Source organism: Pedobacter jeongneungensis (assembly GCF_000633455.1).
Taxonomy (GTDB): Bacteria; Bacteroidota; Bacteroidia; order Sphingobacteriales; family Sphingobacteriaceae; genus Pedobacter; species Pedobacter jeongneungensis_A.
The window spans coordinates 80,956-100,236 of sequence record NZ_AYMG01000016.1; the positions used below are offsets into that span (position 1 = coordinate 80,956).

The window sequence follows — 19,281 nt, forward strand, 5'->3', positions numbered from 1 at the left end:
AGCTACATGGTCAAGATACATGAATTCTCCGACCTTCAAAAGTTTAGCTCATATCATTATGCACTGGCTCAGTTTATGAAACTTTTGCTAACCTTATCAAGTAACTCATAAATATCAAAAGGTTTGGGAACAAAACCATCAGCTTGACAACTGAGCTCAATGAGCCTTTTGCTAGAATTCGCACTCATCATCAGTACCGGAATGTTCATCGTATGCTGTGTAGTTTTCAATAATCCGCAAACATCGATGCCACTACCATCTGGTAGCATTACATCCAACAAGAAAAGATCTGGTATATACTCAGTACTTCTTGCTGCAAAATCAGCAATACTGGCATAAGCGGTCACCTCATAATTTTCCTCACTCAGCAGAATGGTTATAATTTCCCTAATGTTCTCATCATCCTCCAGGATGCAAATCCGTCTACCCATCTATACTGTATAATACTGTCCACTAATAACCTGATTACAACGGCTTTGTTTTATTTTTCCTACTCCCCCAAGGAAAGACCAACTTCAGGTAGGATTGGCAGGGTGAACCAAAAAGTACTACCTTCCCCTATCACACTCTCGGCTCCGATGCGACCGCCATGCTTTTTGACGATTTCTGAACAGATATATAAGCCCAATCCCAATCCCGTATAAGCCTTTCCTGAATGGTCAACACGGTAATAGCGATCAAAAAGATTCGGCAGGGTATCGGGCTTGATGCCGGGACCAAAATCCTTTACAGCGACTTTTACTTCCGTTTTTCCCACCTCAAGCAACAGTTCGATTACCCTTGAATCCGGCGCGTACTTCACCGCATTATTAACGAAATTAATCACCACTTGATCTATTCGGTGTTCATCGGCATTGACCATCAAATCCTGCTCACCGATTAGCTTCAGTTCATGACTACCTTCCAGACGCACATGGTTACAGCTCATAGATAACATCTGGTATAGATCAAAATTACTCCGGTCTAGCTGCAACTGGTTTTCACTCATGCGGTTCATATTGAGCAGATCATCGACTAGAACCCCCATTTTTTCAACGCTCTTACCTGCCTGCTCGATTAGCCGTGTATGCAATGGTGAAAACGGTTTATCCTTCATCCGGTCCAGCAATTGCAAAGACGCCTTCATAGCGGTAATTGGCGTTTTAAGCTCATGACTGGCAATGCTCAGAAAATCATCCTTACGCTGCTCAAAATGTTTTTCTTTGGTAATGTCTGAGGTCATGCCTACAATCCGGTCGGCGGCACCTAAATCATTATACCTTGGTCGTCCATGCGCCTTGATCCAGTGTAAAGACCCATCGCGCCATCTGATCGGATATTCGGCATGGTAAACAGTATGATTGGCAATCGCTTGCTGCACCAGCCCCCTGACCCGTTCCCGGTGGTCTGGAAGGATGGCTTCAAAAAGATCATCATAATCAAACGCCTCACTTGCCGAAAAGCCAAAGTTTTTTTTGAACTGATCATTACTGTCCATCTTTCCCGAAGCAAAGTCTACTTCCGTTGACCCCAGATTGCTGGCGTCCAATGCGATTTCCAAACGGGTATTCACTTCCTGAAGCTGCTTTTGATAGGCCATGAGCTCATCATTGGAGGCGGTTAACTCTTCATTTATCACGGCCATTTCTTCCAAAATCTCTGCTTCCCGTATCCTGGATAACATATTCTGGGTAACATCGCTCGCCACCACGATGATACCCGAAACCGATCCGGCCACACTTGCGATCGGCTTGTAGATGACATCAAAATATCCCTGATGTACCTCTCCTTCCTGATTCGAAGGTCCTTTCACTCCATAGCCGGTGTGGGAGATCCCTTCATCAATGACCCTGCGGATCAGATCCACATAGGGATGTCCGGTCAGTTCAGGGCGTGCTTCAAGTAGCGGAAGTCCGATCACCCGCTCGGTCTGTCCCCAGATTTTAAGCATCTGGACGTTCGCCTGCTCAATGACCATATCCGCTCCGCGATAAATCGCAATCGCTACCGGAGCATTGTCCACCAGTGTTCTAAAACGGGCCTCACTGTCAGTAAGTTCAAGGTTAATCTGTTGCAGTTCTTGCTGGAAGATCATTAATTTTTCGTTCGCGAGCTGATATTCTTCATTTAGCACGGCAAGGGCATCGTTGGCGGTCTGATATTCCTCGTTGAGTGCAGCTAGGTCCTCATTGCTCGCCTGGTATTCTTCATTAATGGCCGTAAGCTCCTCGCTCAGCTGATGCTCGATCCTGGATTTTTCAGCCACGACAAGCTGAGCCGCCATACGGTCGGAAACCTCAAAAGCGGTATGCAGGATATAACGGGTACTCCCATCGCCGCCCAGGATAGCCTTGTACTCAAAATCGAAATAAAATAGTTGCAAGCGCCCATCCACGTGTAATTCTGAGGGCACATTTTTGTCCATATAGGTTTCTCCGCTAAGCCATACCTTTTTCAGTATGCCAACAAACGGCTGACCTTTTAATTCGGGAACCGCATCTTCCAGCGATTGGCCAATGACAGCCTTCCCCTTTCCCCATAATTTAAGCATCGCGGCATTTGCACTGAGAATATGAATATTTTCTCCGCCATATACCGCTGTAGCGTTGGGAGAAGAAAACAGAACACTTAAGAGATCTTCAGGTTTGATGTATTGCGGAGCATTCATATATTGCGAAAACGAATAGACCCAAATATACCGATATTTACCATTCTGACAAGTTAAGCCCATAGCGTATAAGAGTATTTAATATGGGAGGTTTCCAAATAGTGTGACTACGTGATCATTGCATCTTTACCAAATTCCATCAAAAGAAAAAGCTTGACTGCGAATCCTATTGCCCTTACTGGCCTGGGATTTGAAAGATACACCTCAGAGCCAGCACTGCCTGCCGAAGTGTCGTCTTGACACTACCCAGTGGCATATTGAGGTGTTCTGCAATTTCAGCGTGGGAGTAACCCTTATAATAACAAAGATCAATCAATAACCGCTGACGATGGGATAGGCCATCAATGAGTTTTTTCATTCCCAGGGTATCGGTATTAAATGAATAAGAATAACTATTTAATAACAGGGCTGCATCTTCCAGCACCATTCCACATTTATCCTGCCTGGTTGATTTTAGCCGCAGGTGATCAATTGCTGTATTGCGGGCAATATTAAGCATCCAGGTAAACAGCCTTGCTCGGCCTTCATCATAACTACTAAAATTTCTTTTGATTTTGATAAAGACATCCTGAAGCAAGTCCTCAGCGGTCTCCTGCTGATTGACGATTTTAAAAATCACACCAAATAAACTCCCGCAATACTGATCGTACAGCGTGTTGAAGACCTGGATTTGTTCAAGACGCAAGCCAGAGATCAGTTCGCGTTCGGTGTGGCGCTTAACCATAACAGTCGCTACAGCATTTTTATCTTTACTAATAGGGTCGGGAAAAACTTTAATCATCGCGTTATTATATAGCGATAACATAAAGATTGCCAATAAGTTTGTCCTACTCCTAAATGCTATTTCATTTTGCTTCAAAACAAAAAGCAGCGCTTACTGCGCTACCCTTGAATCTGTATGAATAAATGTACCGGAAAACTTTATTGTTAGCCAACAAAACTGATCAAATCCGCATTCAGCTGATCTTTGGAGGTGATAAAAAGCCCGTGTGGCTCACCCTGATAAACAATATATTTTGCGCCGGGAATCATTGCCGCAGCCTGTTCGCCAGTTGCCTTAATTGGCACCGTCTGATCTTCATCCCCATGGATAACCAAGGTTGGAACATTTATGGAAAGAATATCCTTCCGCAAGTCAGTTGACGAGAAAGCAACTGCACAACCCAAGGTAGATTTCAGCGTTGCCTGCATCGCAAACATAAGGTCCGTGCTTAGACGCTCTTCGCTAACCGGCTTATTTAAAAGCCCAACGCCATAAAACTGTTTACCGAAACCTCCTAGAAACCCCGGACGATCAGCCTGTATACCAGCCGCGATCTCATCGATTTTCTCCTGTGGTACCCCATCTGGATTGTCTTCGGTCTGAAGCATGTATGGTGCGATAGAACTCACCAGAACTGCTTTTGCAATACCTTTGCCCCCATGTCTGCTAAAGTATTTTACGACTTCGCCACCACCCATTGAAAAGCCAACCAGTATTGCATTTTCGAGTTGAAGGTCATCTATGATCGCCTTCAGGTCATCTGCTAATGTGTCGTAATCATAGCCTGATAAAGGTTTATCTGATTTACCAAAGCCTCTTCTGTCATAGGCTATGCAGCGATAACCTGCATCTGTCAGCGCGGCCACCTGGTAATCCCACATTTGATGATCCAGTGGCCATCCATGGATAAGCACAATAGGGGTACCCGCACCCAGATCCTGATAATATAAATTTACTTCCTGGCCATCCTGGCTTTTTGATTTTATAAATTTCATGTCTTTATTTTTAAAGGTTTAATCTTAAAATAAACAATCAAGTAAATATTATGTTTACAGAACAATACTTCAAAATGTTTTAAAACAGATTAAAAATCTATTTCACAATTAACTGTATAACAATGGCTTTACTAAAAAATGTGTGAAAACTATATGTTTTAATAATCAGTACCTTTAATGGTATTGAAAAATTCAAGTTGTTTAGACATAAATGAAATAATTAAAATGATCATGCAAAAAATTGAAGTACTGCTCTATGGATCAAAAAATTAGGCTATTATCTGCGAGGGTTTTCCACCTATGCTAACCTTTCGGGCTGGAAGCATGGATAGAAAAATCGTTATTCTAAACTAAATGGAAAAATATTTATTTTCATTCACCAGCAAATAACCTTTGGACCAGACCATTGCTTATTAAACTTTAAGATTTGCACAACTCGCTGATAATAAATAAGAAAAATAAAACTATTCACCTTTGTTTAGGTTACTTAAAGACATTTACACAACCTAATAGGATGGCCACAGCAAAAACAGCAGCGAAGACTGCAACGAAAAAGACGGGTAATACCGGTAAAATGGAAAATTCAGAATTTCATGAATTTTTTATTGATGAATTAAAGGATATTTATTGGGCGGAGAAACACTTGGTGAAGGCGCTTCCAAAGATGAAAAAAGCAGCAACTAGCGAAGGACTGGCATCAGCTTTTGGAAAACACACTTCGGAAACCCAGGAACATATCGCTACCTTGGAAGAAGTTTTTAACTTACTGGGTGAAAAAGCTGCTGCTAAAAAGTGTGATGCAATGGCCGGACTGTTGGAAGAAGCAGACAGCATCATTGAAGATACCGAGAAAGGAACAATGGTCAGGGATGCTGGCTTAATCTTAGCTGCCCAAAAAGTAGAGCATTATGAGATTGCAACCTATGGCACACTACGTGTATTCGCAGAAAGCATGGGGCATGATGATGTGGTAACCTTACTAACCAAAACCTTAGACAATGAAAAAGCGACTGATTTAGCGCTTACAGAGATTGCGGTAGGTGCAGTTAATGCCCAGGCAGCTGAGGAATAAAAGCAAACTGTTCCCAACAAAACTATAAGCTATGGTGCTGAAAAGAGCCATGGCTTTTTTTTTAGGAGTTCTTACAGATGAATTACCCAAACAAAACCTCAATATGGAAAATTTTACAATGTTACAATATTTTCAGTGGTATTATCCCGCTGATGGTAGTCTATGGAATAAGATGAAAACGGAAGCCGTCGAACTAAAAGCCTTCGGGATAGATACGCTATGGCTTCCACCCGCTCACAAAGGCATGGAAGGCAAGACTTCTGCAGGTTACGACGTTTATGACCATTACGATCTCGGTGAATTTGACCAGAAAGGAAGTGTGGAAACAAAGTATGGCACCCGGGAAGAACTGCTTGAAGCAGTAAAGACGGCACAGCGGGCGGGTTTACAAGTGTACATGGACATTGTGCTCAATCACCTTGGCGGCGCTGATGAAACTGAAAATGTGCAGGTGAGAAAAGTGAATCCGAAAAACCGTCTGGAATTCACTTCAGACACCTACGAAATCGAAGCTTATACCAAATTTACCTTTCCTGGCCGGGCTGGCAAATATTCGGCGTTTCAATGGGACTGGCAGTGTTTTACAGGCATAGATTTTGACCAGGCCAAGAATGAATCCGCTATCTTTTCAATTCAAAACCAGTTTGGTGAAGGTTGGCAGGACATACTGGATGAGGAAAACGGAAACTATGACTACCTCATGCTGGCCGATATCGATTTTAGGAATCCAAGTGTAACACAAGAGCTCAAGCAATGGGGTGAATGGTTTCACCAGACCGTAAATTTTGATGGGTTTAGGCTAGATGCCATCAAGCACATGCCAGCGAGCTTTTTTAATGATTGGCTTGATCATATGCGGGCAGTTACTCAAAAAGAACTTTTCACCGTTGGAGAGTACTGGTCACCAGGCAAGCTCGATGATATGCTAGCCTACATTGAGGCGACAGGCGGGCGGATGTCTCTTTTTGATGCCTGCTTACAGGGCAACTTTTCTCAGGCATCCAAACAGGGAAGCGAATATGATATTTCCAAAATTTTTGAGGATACGCTTGTACAAAGCCGCCCGGAACTGGCAGTAACATTGGTTGAAAACCACGATACCCAACCGCTTCAGTCTTTAGAGCAGACCGTGGAATACTGGTTCAGGCCCTTGGCTTATGCAATGATTCTGCTTCGGGGAACAGGCTATCCTTGTATATTTTATCCGGATTTATACGGAGCAAGTTATTGTGATGAGGGAAAGGATGGCGAAAAACACGAAATCACCCTGGAAGCAGTCCCCCAAATCCAGACGATGCTGGGACTACGTAAAAATAATCTTTATGGTCAGCAACGTAACTATCTTGATCACCCCAATTGTATTGGCTGGACTCTGGATGGCGAGGATGAAAGACCCGGTTCTGGAATAGCAGTTATTTTGTCGAATTCGGAAGAAGGTTATAAGGATATGGAAATGGGCGAAAAGTTTGCAGGTAAGGTATTTGTGGACAGATTGGGTAGTGTGGAAGCCGAAGTAACCATCAATACAGCGGGTTGGGGAAGATTTTATTGCAGTGGTGGCGCAGTCTCAGCCTACACGGCAAACTAGCGTTTATTAGAAGGCAAATATCCAAAAAACTTTTAGAATTGATTTGGGATCTTCTCATCATTACCCATTTTGATGAAAATAGCATGGCAAAACGAATAAATAATATTCAACAGATCAGGTAAATCACACGCTAGATACCCACTTGAGAAAGATCTGAGGTGCAAAGTACTAAATACAAACAAATCCGTATGCATGACCACAACACCTCGCCAAAAATTTATGTTCGTTAGGTCACTCTTCCAAAACTGTAAAGTATAAAAGTGTATAAGGAGCTTAAAAGGCGCTAAAAAAATCAGAGTTACAATTTTAATTGGAACGGCTTCGCATTACTAATAATTTTGATAAAAAGATGTTTTAATCAGTTGTCAAACTTATTCATCCTTTGTGCACGCGAGTGCCCGCCCGTCTGATGCGCAGCATCAGCGGGCGACCCGGGCTTCGGGGGCAAAGCCAAAAGCTGAAAGCAAAAAGCGTTCAGTCTTTAGTGAAGGTATTAACAAAAAGCAGGTCCACCGCTAATTTGAATTTTTCATCTGTGGACGCCTCCTGCGCGTATTTTACGATGCGGTCGGTCACAAAAAGCGAAGTATAAGAAAAGAAGAGTTTTTAGGAAAACAGCTTTCTATCTATCCGCAGCTGCTTTTCATACTTGCTTAAAATTTCGGCGGTCAGCTTGGACAGGCTGAGCCAATAACCAAAGGACATAAAGCCATGTGACCACTCCTTTTAGTAATGGCTTGTGTCTGCTGAAAAATGCGCACAAAACTCAGAAATATGGGCGAGCAAATCCCCGATTTTTCAGGGAAAAGTCCATGTATAAGGCAGGCTTTTGCATGGGCTGAAAGTTAGCCTGAGCGCTTCCATCAGTTTAGCATTTGTGGCCCATTTTTCGCAAAGCCCATACATAAATCAAAGGTGCTTTGGTTGTGGCGCATCCCTGACCCCTGCAACACCGATTTTAATTTACGCTCTTCATTACCATAATCCTTCACGTTCTGATGATATCCCGTCACTGCATTATAAGCCCCGAACAATGTGCCCTTGGTGGTATCCATTTTTTGGCTATCGCTTGTCAGGGCGTAATCCAAAACGCTATCCACGGTATTCAGGTAAAGCGAAGATAGGGCATCGGGGTTACCTATGCGCAAAGCTTCCACCGTTTCGGGATTTGGTGCAAGGGCTAACTGAATGAGCTTTTTTAACTGCGGGTCAGAAATTTTAACCCTGCTCCAATGGTTGAACACTTGCTCAAGTTCCTCTGCTAAGGCATTGCTCATCCCCATTAACCGATGCGCCTGTTTGAGCCTTTCCGATGCGCCAGTGGTATGGCGGATGCGAAGGGCATTTACATAATTTTTCATGGCGGCATTGAGCGTATTCTGACAGACAATGCGCACGGGGGTAAAAGCGGCGGTAATGCTGCCGCTTCCGTCATGGGTCGTGGATAAAAACAAATATTTCTCGATGCAATCGTTTCGTCCGATGCGGATATAATCAGGCAGTTTAGCGGTAATAAAAATACGCTCTCCCCGACCTAAACAGCCTGCGGTCTCGTATTTTATCCCGTCTCCACCCCCTACGATGGCATCAAAAAAAGCAAAGGCATCCCTGTTCTGCACGATTTGGTAATCCTTGCCCACTACACCCAAAACCTGCTGGGTGTCCGCCCGGACGGTGGCGAAGGCATCGTTTACTTTTATCGCTTCATGCTGATTGCCGAGATAAATCGTGTCCGTATTTTGGAGTAAATCCATACCCAAGGCATTGGGCGTAAATAGCGGGCGTTTTTCCACCTCAAAATCCAGTCCCGCAAAACCAATCGCTTCACTGCTGGTCGGGTAATCTTCCACGATGGTGCCAAGTGAATGCCAAGCCTTTTGCTTCACGGAGAAAAAAGCATGTTTTCCCGTCCGCTCATTATAATCTAAGTTGTGTCCCATGGCTTTAAAATTTAGGTTTGTCTTCACTGACATCAAAAAGGCGACCTTCCAAAAAGTCTACGTTTTTGGTATTGGGCAGAATGCAACGCCCATCGGTCAAGATTTCGTTAATGGATTGATGGATATTTGCGTGCGCCAAACTTAAGGTTGCCTGCAGCACGATGTATATTTCCTGCGTTTTCATAGCTAAAAAAATTAAGGTTGAAAAATTTGCCCCCGAATGCTCGGGGGCATATTGGATTATTGAGGTAATACCATTTGGCTTTCGATTTCCTCACGTTTTTGCAGGCAAAGGGTCTTCACCATTTCCGCCACCGTTTTAATGATGAAAGGGTTACGGGTGATAAACTTATTGCGCACATCATCCTCTAAAATCAGCTCACAGTTCTGAAATATATCCCCGTCGGTTTCCTCGGCGTTTTCCTGTTGCGCCACCTCGAACTTATCCAAGGTATCAATCGTTTCCACCAGTTTATCCCTTTGTTTTTTTGCTCGGCTCAACTTCTCCACGACCTTAATCGTTTCCTCCAAATTCAGCGCAGGCTTAGCTGTGGTGGCCAGTTCAGCCTTGATTTCCTTTTTTGAGGGTTCAATGGCGGGCTTATCCGCTGTTTTGGCTTCTGCCGCTTTTTCTTCCTTAACGCTAGGCGCATTCGGGTTTACAGGGTTCACGCTTGCAGGCGTATTAGACAATTGACCGTTAGATTTTCCGTTTTCAATGATTGTAGTTTTCATGTTTTTACTATTTAAGAATTTTAAAAATTGGTTATAAATCGCGAGCGCAAACTCGATGGTTTCCGCCTTTAGCACCAGTTGCGGGCTTTGGGCATTTTGTGAGGGTGGCGGGTCTCTCCCGTTTAGTTTTTCCATGGGCAATTATTTATTTAATGCACTCGGCAGGAGCCTCCTGTCCTTTTGATAAGCCCCTCACCTGACTACAATCCTATTCCAAGGCAAGGCTTTGCCGAAAAAAAACCTCGCGAAGCGCAGCGCAGCAGGGAAGATTTTTTTCGAGCAAACCCCTTCAGGGGTTCAGCCTTGACGGGAAAAAGGATTGTTCAGAAATTTGCTTACCCAAAAGGGCGGGTGGAAACACCCAATCAGCTTAAAGGGCGAAAGCCCGGAAGAAAAAAAAAATAAAAAAATCAGCTCCCGCTTACATAAAGAAAAGTATCCATACTGCGGATGCCTGAAGTAATGTTTGCGCTCACCCCCGACTGGAAAAAGCCGTAGGCCCTGCGCCCGAGCTCCAGCGCAGCAATAATGGAAGAAGATTTAGCAATCCCCATCCCCAAAAACTGGCAAAGTTTGTACTGATCCAAACTGCCGAGCCGGATCAGATCAAATCCAACATCTTCCAGCATCCGTTTCGATAATTCCACCGCCGATTCATCGGGTGTACCCGAACCAATCAGCATCGCCAGCAACTCTTCATCCGCCATCGACTCCTTACCATGCTCGAGCATTTTCTCCCTCGGACGCAGGCAGGGCGGCCAATCCTTAATCCTGTTGGAAGAACCAGAAGACTTCAAATCCTTCACATGCACATGCTCCCCGGCATAAGCCGCCGAACGGAACAGCGCTGCAAAGCAGCCGATCAAGAATTCAAAATCCTCCTGGAACACCCGAACGGTAGACCTTAAATAAGTCCCGTCCTTTTGCTCATCACTCCGGGTGATGCGGATATAATTGGTATTGTTCCGGGCCAGCATAAAATCCAGAAAGAAATGCCTGCTCCCGTTTGAAAAAGATTCCGTTGCGATTACTTTATTTTTCATGGCTTACTTGTATTGGTACAGCACAAATCTCTGTAAGCCATGAGCAAACAATCGGTACATATTGAAATTACTCGAAGCGTTAACCACTTACCCGATGCAGACAACAAATACTCGGTATAACCGTTTATCTATCAAATAATCAATCACTTAAACATGAACCCAGTTACAACTGAAGAAGAGCACCTCTGCGAAGAATGTGGTAAATCGCTTTTTGGGCGATCAGATAAGCGGTTTTGCAACGATGGCTGTAGAAACGCATTCAACCGCAAAAAAAGGGATGCGCAAAGGGAAAAAGAAACGCAGGACATGCCCGCGGTCTTTCGCATCATTAAAAACAACTACGAAATTCTAAAACGCTATGAGCTCTATACGCTTGAACAGGGAGAAAAGAAATTTGTCAGGAGATATGAACTGGAAAAACAGGGCTTTCATTTTGGCTACTGTACCAGCGCAAACAAAGTCAATAGCCAAGATACCTGGCTATACTGCTTTGAACTGGGCTACCTGGAAAGCGGTCCCAGCACGGTTTATCTTAAATATGAAGAATATAAAAGACGTTAACAAACACACTAAATCATTCAGCACCTGTAGCGAAAGATCACTGCTAAACGTTTCATTAATAAAAAATCAGAATCTAACCATGCGCTTTTCAAAACTACTTTTACTGATCTGCTTATTCTCCATCACGACCATCACCCAGCTGCAGGCCCAAATCCAGTTCGGCATCAAAGGTGGCGCGAACCTGTCCAGCGTTAGCATTAGCGGCAACGATGAACGACCAGGCAAAACCCAGTTTAACATCGGCAGCCAGTTCGGCATCAACCTCACCATTCCATTAGCAATGGATATTTACCTGCAACCTGGGTTTACCATCATCGATAAAGGTTACCGCCAGAAAACAGGTGGCTATAGTGGATACCTGGAAAACTTCAAAACCAGTGTAACTTATCTTGAAATCCCCATCAACATTCAGTACCGTCCACAACTCGGCAATGGACACGCTATACTTGGAATCGGCGCGTACGCCGGATACGGCACCGGTGGGAACTGGAAAGCAGATAATCCCCTGGTATCCGGAGACATCATACTGGATAATCATGGAAAGGTTATTTTCAGGGAGGATTTGATGGATGGCGAAATGGAAAAAATCATCTATGGTAAAAAATATGATTATGGTCTGGATATCCAGCTGGGTTATGATTTCAGTAATAAACTATGGCTCGAATTCAACCCCCAGATAGGCCTGCGCAACCTTTTGCCTGAAATTGGTGGCAGAAAACAATCAGGAAGCCAGAAAAACTACAGCTTCGCTTTATCGGTAGGTTATAAGTTTTAAAGAATGTCAGCAATATTACACCTGCCATTTTTCAATGCCGGCATAACCGCCAGGCGCTGCCTTAGCTTCCACGTTCAGCTCAAAATCCATGTCAAAGCCAGCATCAAAGACCTTAAAACTAAATAGCCCCTCACCTCTAATCAACCCAGAAATAAACTCCCGGAAAATACGCTCAAAAACCACAAAATCCCTGCCCAGCTTACATACCAGCAAATAATCACTCTCCGACTGTACCACCACTTCAGCCAGATCATCCGGCCACCTGGTAAGCAATACAGCAGGTAAAGTAGAAAATGCTTGCGCATCGATAAACCGGCCAACGGCCTGCAAAAATTCTTTCTCCACACAAATCTCCCCAACATTTAACCACCGCCCATTTTGCCAGGCCAACTCCCCCAGAATTTCGTCCTCCCGCAGAATCATGAACGGATCACCACTTTTTTCCTGCAAGAGCAGATAAGCAAAAAAGCCAAGCGCTGAAGTCGGGTCCTCATGGATATAATGTAACTTGATCATACACTTGGTGGATTAACAATCCGCCTGAAGGTCAAATTCACCCTCGGGCGCATAAAAGTCTTGGATTTGGCAACCCGGTGATCCCATTGCTGCTGCAGATCGCCCTTCATCAACAGCAGCGAACCATGCTCCAGACGCACCGAATGCTTCACCGCATGATCCGCCTTCAAACGGATATCAAAGCTGCGCACCTGTCCAAAAGAAACTGAAGCGATGATCGGATGAGAACCCATTACCGTTTCATTATCACTGTGCCAGGCCACAGAATCCTGCCCGTCCCGGTAATAATTCAGCAGTACGCTGTTAAACTCAATCCCAGCCATGGGTTCCACCAAATGCTTCAATGATAACAGCCTTTGCGTCCATGGCAAAGGCGCAGACTTTCCAATCGCGGTATAATCCACCTGCGAACTATCTCCATAAAAAGCAGACAAGCGTGGCGTCACCACCTCCTTATCATAATACCGGACCACCTTTTGTTTCCATGGCGTCTCGGCAATTAATGAATCAAGCAAGGCATCACTCATCCCGGCCGGAATAAAGCCCGCATGGTACTCCAGTACCTCCAGCGGCAATCCCGCCGTCTGCCCCGCTATCCCAAAAAAGCTCAGTTGCTCCATAACCAACAGAAAAACAAAAAATTAAACCAAAAACAAATAACCCTTAATTAAATAGCGAAAGATCAGGCCCCGAAGGCTTATTGTTATCCTCATCCTTATTCCGCGCATTATTCAGCTTAGAATCCACCTGCCAGCCCTTTAAGATATAATCATCCACCGGATGCAGCACCTTTAACCGCTCCGAAGCCGGCAGTTCCCTGTCCAGCCATATCGCGCTCTCACTTTGCGAAAGCAGACAAGGCATCCGGTCATGGATTTTAGACATAAAAGCATTCGCTGGCTGCATAATCATTGTGCAGGAAGGAATCACAATCGCCGTTTTAGGATCTTTCCAGCTGTCCCAGAATCCTGCTAACAGCATAATCCCTTTATCCACCCTTTCAAAGAAATAAGGCTGCTTGACTTTACTGTTCCTGTCCCATTCATAAAACCCCTCCACCACAAACACGCAGTGCCTGTGGCCAATCAGCTCCCGATAACTCGGCAAACTGTGCATCGTTTCAATGCGGCAATAAGTCGTCGCAAACTTCGGCACCTCTTTAGACCCCGAAGGAATCAGTCCCCATTTCACGTAGTGCAGCTTACCCGGCCTTGCATCCAGAATAATCGGCATATCCGTACCAGGCGGACGGTTGGTATCCTTTTCCTTCGCCTCGCCACCCAAGATCACCCCGGCCTTGGCCGCCATCGCTTTACTCTCTCCAATTAATGTTCTTCCACACATAATCTTTTTTCTAATCAGAATCCTATTTCACTTTTATAATATCGCTCCAACGGGTCGTGTAACCCTTGGACAAAAACTCATGTTTCAAACGCCACTTTTTTTCATAACCTTCGGTTGCCATCCTTAGCGTTCCCCGGCCATAAGCCAGGTTCAGTTTATCCAGCACCTCTGACACCCTATCCTTCTTTCCCCCATCGTGCGGAGAAAAGATATTCAGCTGCAATTCTGATTCCGGCACCAGTCCTGTCGCGATTATCCCCGCCTTGCGGTACTTCATGCCATACTTAAACAGCTTGCCCGAAACCGTAACCGCGATTTTCACCAGATCGGAAGTATTATTGCTTGCGATCAGCAGCTTATGGGTATGGGCGGGAAAATGTTGCGGATGATCCTCCCGGTTTTGGTTGGTATATAAAAACACCTGCAAATACAAACAACGAAGCCCCTGCGCCCGCAGCTTCTCAGCTAGTCTCGAAGCATAGAGCGTGACCGCTTCCGCCAGGATATCCGGTTGCTCGATATAATTCCTGAACGATCGGCTCACCGTCACACCTTTGGTGCTTTCCCTTAGCCCATCAATCGGTATCGCCGGCCTTCCCCACAGCTCATTCCACATCCGCTGGCCCATAATGGTCATGTGCTGCTTAAACCACATTTCTGGCAATTCCCTGAGCTGCCCAACGGTTTCAATCTTCAGCTCTTCAAACTTTTTATAATACTGCCGGCCCACGCCCCAAAGGTCATGCACCGGAAAATCCTGTACCGCAGCGGTTATCTTTTCATCGTTATCCAGCACCATCACCCCATTATTTTTCTTGGCCAGTTTATTGGCCAGCTTGGCCAATGTCTTCGAAGGTGCTACACCAATGGAAACCGGTATACCCGAATTCCGGACCACTGATCTTCTGATTTCGGGCACATAGGCTGCCAAATCCGAAACCCCTCCTAACCAACCAAAAGCCTCATCAATCGAATACACATCCAGCCTTGGAAACCACCTGGAAAGGCTATGCATCACCCGCTCACTCATATCCCCGTATAAGACATAATTGCTCGAAAACACCTGGATATTGAACTTCTTGATCAGGTCTCTTACCAGAAACTCCGGATCACCCATTTTAATCCCGCAGGCCTTCGCCTCCTCACTCCGGGCAATCACGCAGCCATCATTGTTGCTCAGCACCACGATTGGCAGACCGTTAAGCTCCGGACGGAACAAACGCTCGGCAGAAGCATAAAAGTTGTTGCAATCACAAAGCGCAAACATCCCTGTACCTCCCCTGCTTTAATCCTGCAGGCAGCATCCCCCTGCAAATCGCCGTCACTACCCCCCAAATGGAAACTTCCGCAATATCCCTTTCCAAAACATCCCCAGCATCATTACGCAAAGCCATCTCCCCACCAATCTGTACATACATCCTGCAGGAAAAACTGCCCGAGATAAACGCAATCACCATCGCCCCATGTAACGCCTGAAGCGAACGGTCTACTACCAAAATATCCCCGTCATCAATGCCGAATGAACGCATCGCCTCCCCCTCCATCTTAAAATAAAAGGTCGCATGCGGATCCACCACCAACTTTTCAGCAATATCCAGACGGCCTTCTAAATAATCCGCCGCCGGGGACTGAAACCCCGAAATCTTCTGCTCTGCTCTTTTCTCAAACGACCTGATCATAAACCCTTTGCTTTAACCGACAACAAATTTATACTAAATATTTTAGTAAAATAAATTAAACACTAAAATTTTTAGAACAATAAAACAACCAAAAGGAATAATCTTAAAAAGGCTTCGAAAGCTTAAAAGCACCAATCCGGTTTCCCGTAAAATAAAGCAAAGTGCCTTGCCTAATTTTAACACAAAAAAAATTATGAAACTAAGAATCAAAACCGCTAATCCTGGAGGATTAAAACAAGCAATTATCAAAATGATAAAGGACGGAAAACTTAATACCTGGACAATTCTTTCCCATGATGGCGTCGAGTATCTTCGTCACACACAGCAATGGGGTGATAAAGGCGTAATTAAGTTGACGGAAAATAAATTCGCAGCAGCACTGGAAGTTGAAGTTGTAAAGATCGAAGGTGTGAAAGAGGAAGTAAAAGATTTTGAAGGATACTATTTTGGCCGATTCTGTGAGATCATTTTCGTTAATTTTAAAGATCAGTTTACAGCCATCGAAAAAGCTTAATTAAAATTGATCACTGTTTCCGGAATCCAACATAAGAGTTTCCGGAAACATCATTTTATGGATTACAATAAAATTTGTATAGCTTTATTGCTAGACTAAACTACGCTCATCTTATGCTCAATATTATCTTGCCCAATCCGTGTGTTCCGGATGTACAATATATTTGTTCAAGCCTTTCAACCCAGCCAAAAGGGTTATGAAATACCTGCCAAAACTCATCCCGGAAAAGTCCAAGGTACTGCCTGAATATTTTAAACCCAGACCAGGAAAAGGCAAAATCAAGCCCGAAAAACATAAGCTTGCATTTTCTATAGTTGGCGCATTGTTCCTGGTCCTCGCCTTTTATTTTATCCGCCATCCCCTGCTTTTTATCTTGCTGGGATTTCTGTCCTTCATCTCTTTTCCATACGGCAAAAAATGGATGGAGCGAAAACTCGTATTCAAACTTAACCCATCCATACGCATGAGCACCTATATCGCTTTCATTGCCCTGCTCATTCCGCTGAGTATTCATTATAAAGCAGTCGACAAGGAAACTGGCCGCATCGCTCGGCTCAAAGCGCAGCAGGAACAGCAGGCCCGGGAACTGGCCGCAAAGAAAGAGCAGCTGAGAAAAGACAGCCTCAACATTTTTATTCTGGCTGCTGAAAGCGCCCAGAACGATACCGAAGCCGCCAAGCTACAGCTCAGCAAAGCCTCCCGTTTCCTGCTCACCGACAGCGAAACCGTTCGTTATGCCAATCTGGAACGCAAAGTCATCAACACTGCGGCCAGCCGTTACTTCAAAGCGAAACAGTATAAAAAAGCATTAAATGAATATGCCACGCTTATTTCCTTCGACAAAGCCAACCCAGAAGCCTACTATCAAAGGGCCTATTGCTATTATAAGCTTGGCAAGGTCAGAGAAGCCGTGTCTGACTTGAACCATTCCAAAGACCTCGGCTACGAATCCGCCTCCACCCTTTATAATAAAGTCAACCCCTTAAAGCGGCGCATTTCCTATTATGTTACCCGCTGCTGCGATGGCAGCACCTCCAGTGCCAAAGGCCGTGGTGCCTGCTCATGGCATGGCGGGGTCTGCAACTGGAATGATCCTGTTTACGAAGAATACCGAAAATATTAAGCCCATGATTGCGCCCTTTCAGACCGTATCCTTAAAGAAACCAAGTTTTCTGCAAAGCATCTTCCGGCAAGATCCCGAAGAAAATGCACTTATTGAACTCAATAACCTTATCGCCAGTGGTGGCATAGAAAGCATCAGCCCTGAAACACTGGAAAACATCGAAGCCAGATATGATTTGTCGCTAAGTGATAGGTTCGGCCTGAACCTGGAAGAATTTTATGCGGTGGCACTTAATTATTATTTAACCAACTTTAAAATGAGCGAACAGGAATCAGCCAAACTGAAACAACTCGCCACCATCCTGCACCTAAATGAAAAAACCACCGAATACTTCCACCTGGAAATCGGAAAGCTCGCTTACAGAAAATGCTTTATCAAAACGCTAAATAACAGTGAGTTTACAAAAGCCTCAGAAGACTACCTGAAAGACATCCAGCAACACCTGAACCTGCCCGAAGAAGCCGAAAAAGCCATATCCAAGGAAGTTCGCAGTCGGCACCTGCTCGATTATTTCCAAAAAATGGTCGCCGATCAGCGCTTGTCCCCGCAGGAAGAAGCCGCATTTAAACAAAAAGCCAAAAGCCTTAACATCAACTCTGAACATAATCCTGAAACCAGGCAACAACTCAAAAACTTCAGACACTACTGGTCACTGGAAAACGAAGCACTGACCGCCATAGAGAACATCTTTGAAATCCAGAAAAGTGAAACCTGCTACCTGGTCATCAACCGCATACAAATCTACGAACCCCGTTCCAACCGCTCCAAATACGGCGGCACCTATGATAAACTCATCGACAGCGGCACCCTATACCTCACCCAGAAAAGAATTTTCGTCATCGGCCTGGAAAAGAACTATACCATCAAACTCGACAACATCATCCAGGCACAAAAATCAAGTGATGGCATTACCATCCATAAAATGACAGGGCGTAACCCCACCATCAAAGCAAGCCAGCATGAGCTTATCCAACTGACCATCCTACTGAAAAGACTGGGCATTTACAGAAACTAATACCATCACAACCCACTAAAATATATCAAATTAGCATTTAAATGAAATCAAAAATTACCCTAATACTATTGCTCCAACTGGTCCTATTTTCAAAATTGCAAGCGCAGGTAGCGACCCCTTCTGCCCCGAATTATTATTGGTCTGCCAAGGAGTTCAGTAAAGACATTGCACTCTTCCGGGCAAAAGCCTATGTAGTGGGTACAATCTTAGATGCTTCTAACGATGTAGTACAGTTCGAAATGGATCCGCTTGCCGCAGCTTCTTCAGGAGAATTGACTTCGTTGGTTTATAAGTCCGCCAAGCAAAGTAAAGAAGGATTAATACTGGGATTTTTTGGGTCTAAATGGAATCCATCAGGCGTTACCTATCAGCCATACGCTTTCAAAAATCTACCCTCTGCAAAAGCAATTGAATTGCTGAATCTAATTGAAAAAGTGATTAAGGATAATACCAAGTACCTGAATACTGAACCCAATTCAAACAACATTACCTTTAAGTTCGACGATCTCACTTTCATCATCAGCTTCAACCTTGATACCAACATCAGGGTATTCTGGGATGATTTCGATGCCAATTGGGATGGCACCGCATTTAAAAGGACAAAAAGACGATTACTTAAAAAACTTGAATAGAATTGAGCGGACACGGTTCATTCAAAGCCCAAAAAAAAGTAGCAAAAAAAAAGCGGATGTAAAATCCGCCAAGAAAAAGATTAAAGAAAAAGTTTCCGGTACTATTTAGAAAACAGTTTACCAATTAAGAGAAAGGAAAGGATTACGCCAGCGATGACCATAATCATTTCAAAAAAATCTGTGTCAGATGAACCTTGCCGTATATTCCTAACGATCGCCACAGGTTTTTCATCCGATTGGTTTAAGCGCCCACCTGAATGGACACGCAGCTTTGCATTTAGTGCCGCACATTCTGCAGACACCACTTTAAATGGTTTATTGAACATAAAAAATGTTAAA

At 44.4% G+C, this 19,281-nt stretch carries 22 protein-coding genes; 8 read left to right on the forward strand and 14 right to left on the reverse strand.

Annotation, left to right across the window (positions count from 1 at the left end):
- Positions 1-68 precede the first annotated feature (68 nt).
- The 4 genes from U859_RS0115575 to U859_RS0115590 form a co-directional block, all read right to left on the reverse strand.
- Positions 69-431 (reverse strand): response regulator transcription factor, encoded by a 363-nt coding sequence (locus U859_RS0115575; protein ID WP_025144274.1) that lies wholly within the window; start codon positions 429-431, stop codon positions 69-71.
- A gap of 59 nt (positions 432-490) precedes the next feature.
- Positions 491-2,647 (reverse strand): ATP-binding protein, encoded by a 2,157-nt coding sequence (locus tag U859_RS31125; RefSeq protein WP_025144275.1) that lies wholly within the window; start codon positions 2,645-2,647, stop codon positions 491-493.
- A 175-nt stretch (positions 2,648-2,822) separates the two neighbouring features.
- A complete protein-coding gene (locus U859_RS0115585) occupies positions 2,823-3,428 on the reverse strand; it encodes an RNA polymerase sigma factor (RefSeq protein ID WP_025144276.1) in 606 nt (201 codons plus the stop codon).
- A 146-nt stretch (positions 3,429-3,574) separates the two neighbouring features.
- Positions 3,575-4,405, reverse strand: coding sequence for an alpha/beta fold hydrolase (locus tag U859_RS0115590; protein WP_025144277.1), 831 nt, complete (start codon positions 4,403-4,405; stop codon positions 3,575-3,577).
- 514 nt (positions 4,406-4,919) lie between these two features.
- On the opposite strand from U859_RS0115590, the gene U859_RS0115595 reads away from it, so the two are divergent.
- Together U859_RS0115595 and U859_RS0115600 are read left to right on the forward strand one after the other, a co-directional pair.
- On the forward strand, positions 4,920-5,477 hold the full coding sequence (locus tag U859_RS0115595; protein ID WP_025144278.1) for a ferritin-like domain-containing protein: 558 nt from the start codon (positions 4,920-4,922) through the stop codon (positions 5,475-5,477).
- Positions 5,478-5,508: 31 nt separating this feature from the next.
- The gene (locus U859_RS0115600; RefSeq protein WP_240183062.1) at positions 5,509-7,065 is read left to right on the forward strand and encodes an alpha-amylase; all 1,557 of its coding nucleotides are present in this window, start codon (positions 5,509-5,511) and stop codon (positions 7,063-7,065) included.
- Positions 7,066-7,928: 863 nt separating this feature from the next.
- On the opposite strand, the gene U859_RS0115605 is transcribed toward U859_RS0115600, so the two are convergent.
- The 4 genes from U859_RS0115605 to U859_RS31130 form a co-directional block, all read right to left on the reverse strand.
- On the reverse strand, positions 7,929-9,005 hold the full coding sequence (locus U859_RS0115605) for a DUF932 domain-containing protein (protein ID WP_025144280.1): 1,077 nt from the start codon (positions 9,003-9,005) through the stop codon (positions 7,929-7,931).
- Positions 9,006-9,009: 4 nt separating this feature from the next.
- Positions 9,010-9,189 carry a hypothetical protein gene (locus tag U859_RS0115610; protein WP_025144281.1) on the reverse strand — a complete coding sequence of 60 codons (180 nt, stop codon included), beginning with the start codon at positions 9,187-9,189 and terminating at the stop codon, positions 9,010-9,012.
- A 56-nt stretch (positions 9,190-9,245) separates the two neighbouring features.
- Entirely contained in the window at positions 9,246-9,875 is a 630-nt protein-coding gene (locus U859_RS0115615) for a hypothetical protein (protein ID WP_025144282.1), read from the reverse strand.
- 275 nt (positions 9,876-10,150) lie between these two features.
- Positions 10,151-10,783 (reverse strand): UPF0758 domain-containing protein, encoded by a 633-nt coding sequence (locus tag U859_RS31130; protein ID WP_051584712.1) that lies wholly within the window; start codon positions 10,781-10,783, stop codon positions 10,151-10,153.
- 153 nt (positions 10,784-10,936) lie between these two features.
- Between U859_RS31130 and U859_RS32010 the strand changes: the two genes are divergently transcribed.
- Positions 10,937-11,344 carry a hypothetical protein gene (locus U859_RS32010; RefSeq protein ID WP_025144285.1) on the forward strand — a complete coding sequence of 136 codons (408 nt, stop codon included), beginning with the start codon at positions 10,937-10,939 and terminating at the stop codon, positions 11,342-11,344.
- A complete protein-coding gene (locus tag U859_RS0115635; protein ID WP_025144286.1) occupies positions 11,322-12,119 on the forward strand; it encodes an outer membrane beta-barrel protein in 798 nt (265 codons plus the stop codon). Before U859_RS32010 ends, U859_RS0115635 begins: the two co-directional genes overlap by 23 nt.
- A 15-nt stretch (positions 12,120-12,134) precedes the next feature.
- Here U859_RS0115635 and U859_RS0115640 read toward each other — a convergent pair whose 3' ends face one another.
- The 5 genes from U859_RS0115640 to U859_RS0115660 are packed head-to-tail and all read right to left on the reverse strand — an operon-like array spanning position 12,135 to position 15,658.
- Positions 12,135-12,635: a hypothetical protein gene (locus tag U859_RS0115640; RefSeq protein ID WP_025144287.1), complete on the reverse strand. Its 501-nt coding sequence runs from the start codon at positions 12,633-12,635 to the stop codon at positions 12,135-12,137.
- On the reverse strand, positions 12,632-13,255 hold the full coding sequence (locus U859_RS0115645) for an alpha-ketoglutarate-dependent dioxygenase AlkB family protein (RefSeq protein WP_025144288.1): 624 nt from the start codon (positions 13,253-13,255) through the stop codon (positions 12,632-12,634). Before U859_RS0115645 ends, U859_RS0115640 begins: the two co-directional genes overlap by 4 nt.
- A 43-nt stretch (positions 13,256-13,298) precedes the next feature.
- The gene (locus U859_RS0115650; protein ID WP_084153084.1) at positions 13,299-13,979 is read right to left on the reverse strand and encodes an SOS response-associated peptidase; all 681 of its coding nucleotides are present in this window, start codon (positions 13,977-13,979) and stop codon (positions 13,299-13,301) included.
- 22 nt (positions 13,980-14,001) lie between these two features.
- Positions 14,002-15,246 carry a Y-family DNA polymerase gene (locus U859_RS0115655; protein WP_025144290.1) on the reverse strand — a complete coding sequence of 415 codons (1,245 nt, stop codon included), beginning with the start codon at positions 15,244-15,246 and terminating at the stop codon, positions 14,002-14,004.
- On the reverse strand, positions 15,230-15,658 hold the full coding sequence (locus U859_RS0115660; RefSeq protein WP_025144291.1) for a LexA family protein: 429 nt from the start codon (positions 15,656-15,658) through the stop codon (positions 15,230-15,232). Before U859_RS0115660 ends, U859_RS0115655 begins: the two co-directional genes overlap by 17 nt.
- Positions 15,659-15,851: 193 nt before the next feature.
- Here U859_RS0115660 and U859_RS0115665 point away from each other — a divergent pair, with 193 nt between their 5' ends.
- The 4 genes from U859_RS0115665 (at position 15,852) to U859_RS0115680 (ending at position 18,942) form a co-directional block, all read left to right on the forward strand.
- On the forward strand, positions 15,852-16,172 hold the full coding sequence (locus tag U859_RS0115665) for a hypothetical protein (RefSeq protein ID WP_025144292.1): 321 nt from the start codon (positions 15,852-15,854) through the stop codon (positions 16,170-16,172).
- Between the two features lie 196 nt (positions 16,173-16,368).
- The gene (locus tag U859_RS0115670) at positions 16,369-17,295 is read left to right on the forward strand and encodes a tetratricopeptide repeat protein (RefSeq protein ID WP_025144293.1); all 927 of its coding nucleotides are present in this window, start codon (positions 16,369-16,371) and stop codon (positions 17,293-17,295) included.
- Positions 17,195-18,310, forward strand: coding sequence for a hypothetical protein (locus U859_RS0115675; protein ID WP_162799947.1), 1,116 nt, complete (start codon positions 17,195-17,197; stop codon positions 18,308-18,310). Before U859_RS0115670 ends, U859_RS0115675 begins: the two co-directional genes overlap by 101 nt.
- 41 nt (positions 18,311-18,351) lie before the next feature.
- On the forward strand, positions 18,352-18,942 hold the full coding sequence (locus U859_RS0115680) for a hypothetical protein (RefSeq protein WP_025144295.1): 591 nt from the start codon (positions 18,352-18,354) through the stop codon (positions 18,940-18,942).
- A 101-nt stretch (positions 18,943-19,043) separates the two neighbouring features.
- On the opposite strand, the gene U859_RS0115690 is transcribed toward U859_RS0115680, so the two are convergent.
- Positions 19,044-19,268: a hypothetical protein gene (locus tag U859_RS0115690; RefSeq protein WP_025144296.1), complete on the reverse strand. Its 225-nt coding sequence runs from the start codon at positions 19,266-19,268 to the stop codon at positions 19,044-19,046.
- Positions 19,269-19,281 lie beyond the last annotated feature (13 nt).

Excerpts from the sequence above, each read along its gene's own strand:
- U859_RS0115575 (WP_025144274.1), bottom strand. The coding sequence starts at position 431 with ATGGGTAGACGGATTTGCATCCTGGAGGATGATGAGAACATTAGGGAA.
- U859_RS31125 (WP_025144275.1), bottom strand. The coding sequence starts at position 2,647 with ATGAATGCTCCGCAATACATCAAACCTGAAGATCTCTTAAGTGTTCTG.
- U859_RS0115585 (WP_025144276.1), bottom strand. The coding sequence starts at position 3,428 with ATGATTAAAGTTTTTCCCGACCCTATTAGTAAAGATAAAAATGCTGTA.
- U859_RS0115590 (WP_025144277.1), bottom strand. The coding sequence starts at position 4,405 with ATGAAATTTATAAAATCAAAAAGCCAGGATGGCCAGGAAGTAAATTTA.
- U859_RS0115595 (WP_025144278.1), top strand. The coding sequence starts at position 4,920 with ATGGCCACAGCAAAAACAGCAGCGAAGACTGCAACGAAAAAGACGGGT.
- U859_RS0115600 (WP_240183062.1), top strand. The coding sequence starts at position 5,509 with ATGGTGCTGAAAAGAGCCATGGCTTTTTTTTTAGGAGTTCTTACAGAT.
- U859_RS0115605 (WP_025144280.1), bottom strand. The coding sequence starts at position 9,005 with ATGGGACACAACTTAGATTATAATGAGCGGACGGGAAAACATGCTTTT.
- U859_RS0115610 (WP_025144281.1), bottom strand. The coding sequence starts at position 9,189 with ATGAAAACGCAGGAAATATACATCGTGCTGCAGGCAACCTTAAGTTTG.
- U859_RS0115615 (WP_025144282.1), bottom strand. The coding sequence starts at position 9,875 with ATGGAAAAACTAAACGGGAGAGACCCGCCACCCTCACAAAATGCCCAA.
- U859_RS31130 (WP_051584712.1), bottom strand. The coding sequence starts at position 10,783 with ATGAAAAATAAAGTAATCGCAACGGAATCTTTTTCAAACGGGAGCAGG.
- U859_RS32010 (WP_025144285.1), top strand. The coding sequence starts at position 10,937 with ATGAACCCAGTTACAACTGAAGAAGAGCACCTCTGCGAAGAATGTGGT.
- U859_RS0115635 (WP_025144286.1), top strand. The coding sequence starts at position 11,322 with ATGAAGAATATAAAAGACGTTAACAAACACACTAAATCATTCAGCACC.
- U859_RS0115640 (WP_025144287.1), bottom strand. The coding sequence starts at position 12,635 with ATGATCAAGTTACATTATATCCATGAGGACCCGACTTCAGCGCTTGGC.
- U859_RS0115645 (WP_025144288.1), bottom strand. The coding sequence starts at position 13,255 with ATGGAGCAACTGAGCTTTTTTGGGATAGCGGGGCAGACGGCGGGATTG.
- U859_RS0115650 (WP_084153084.1), bottom strand. The coding sequence starts at position 13,979 with ATGTGTGGAAGAACATTAATTGGAGAGAGTAAAGCGATGGCGGCCAAG.
- U859_RS0115655 (WP_025144290.1), bottom strand. The coding sequence starts at position 15,246 with ATGTTTGCGCTTTGTGATTGCAACAACTTTTATGCTTCTGCCGAGCGT.
- U859_RS0115660 (WP_025144291.1), bottom strand. The coding sequence starts at position 15,658 with ATGATCAGGTCGTTTGAGAAAAGAGCAGAGCAGAAGATTTCGGGGTTT.
- U859_RS0115665 (WP_025144292.1), top strand. The coding sequence starts at position 15,852 with ATGAAACTAAGAATCAAAACCGCTAATCCTGGAGGATTAAAACAAGCA.
- U859_RS0115670 (WP_025144293.1), top strand. The coding sequence starts at position 16,369 with ATGAAATACCTGCCAAAACTCATCCCGGAAAAGTCCAAGGTACTGCCT.
- U859_RS0115675 (WP_162799947.1), top strand. The coding sequence starts at position 17,195 with ATGGCAGCACCTCCAGTGCCAAAGGCCGTGGTGCCTGCTCATGGCATG.
- U859_RS0115680 (WP_025144295.1), top strand. The coding sequence starts at position 18,352 with ATGAAATCAAAAATTACCCTAATACTATTGCTCCAACTGGTCCTATTT.
- U859_RS0115690 (WP_025144296.1), bottom strand. The coding sequence starts at position 19,268 with ATGTTCAATAAACCATTTAAAGTGGTGTCTGCAGAATGTGCGGCACTA.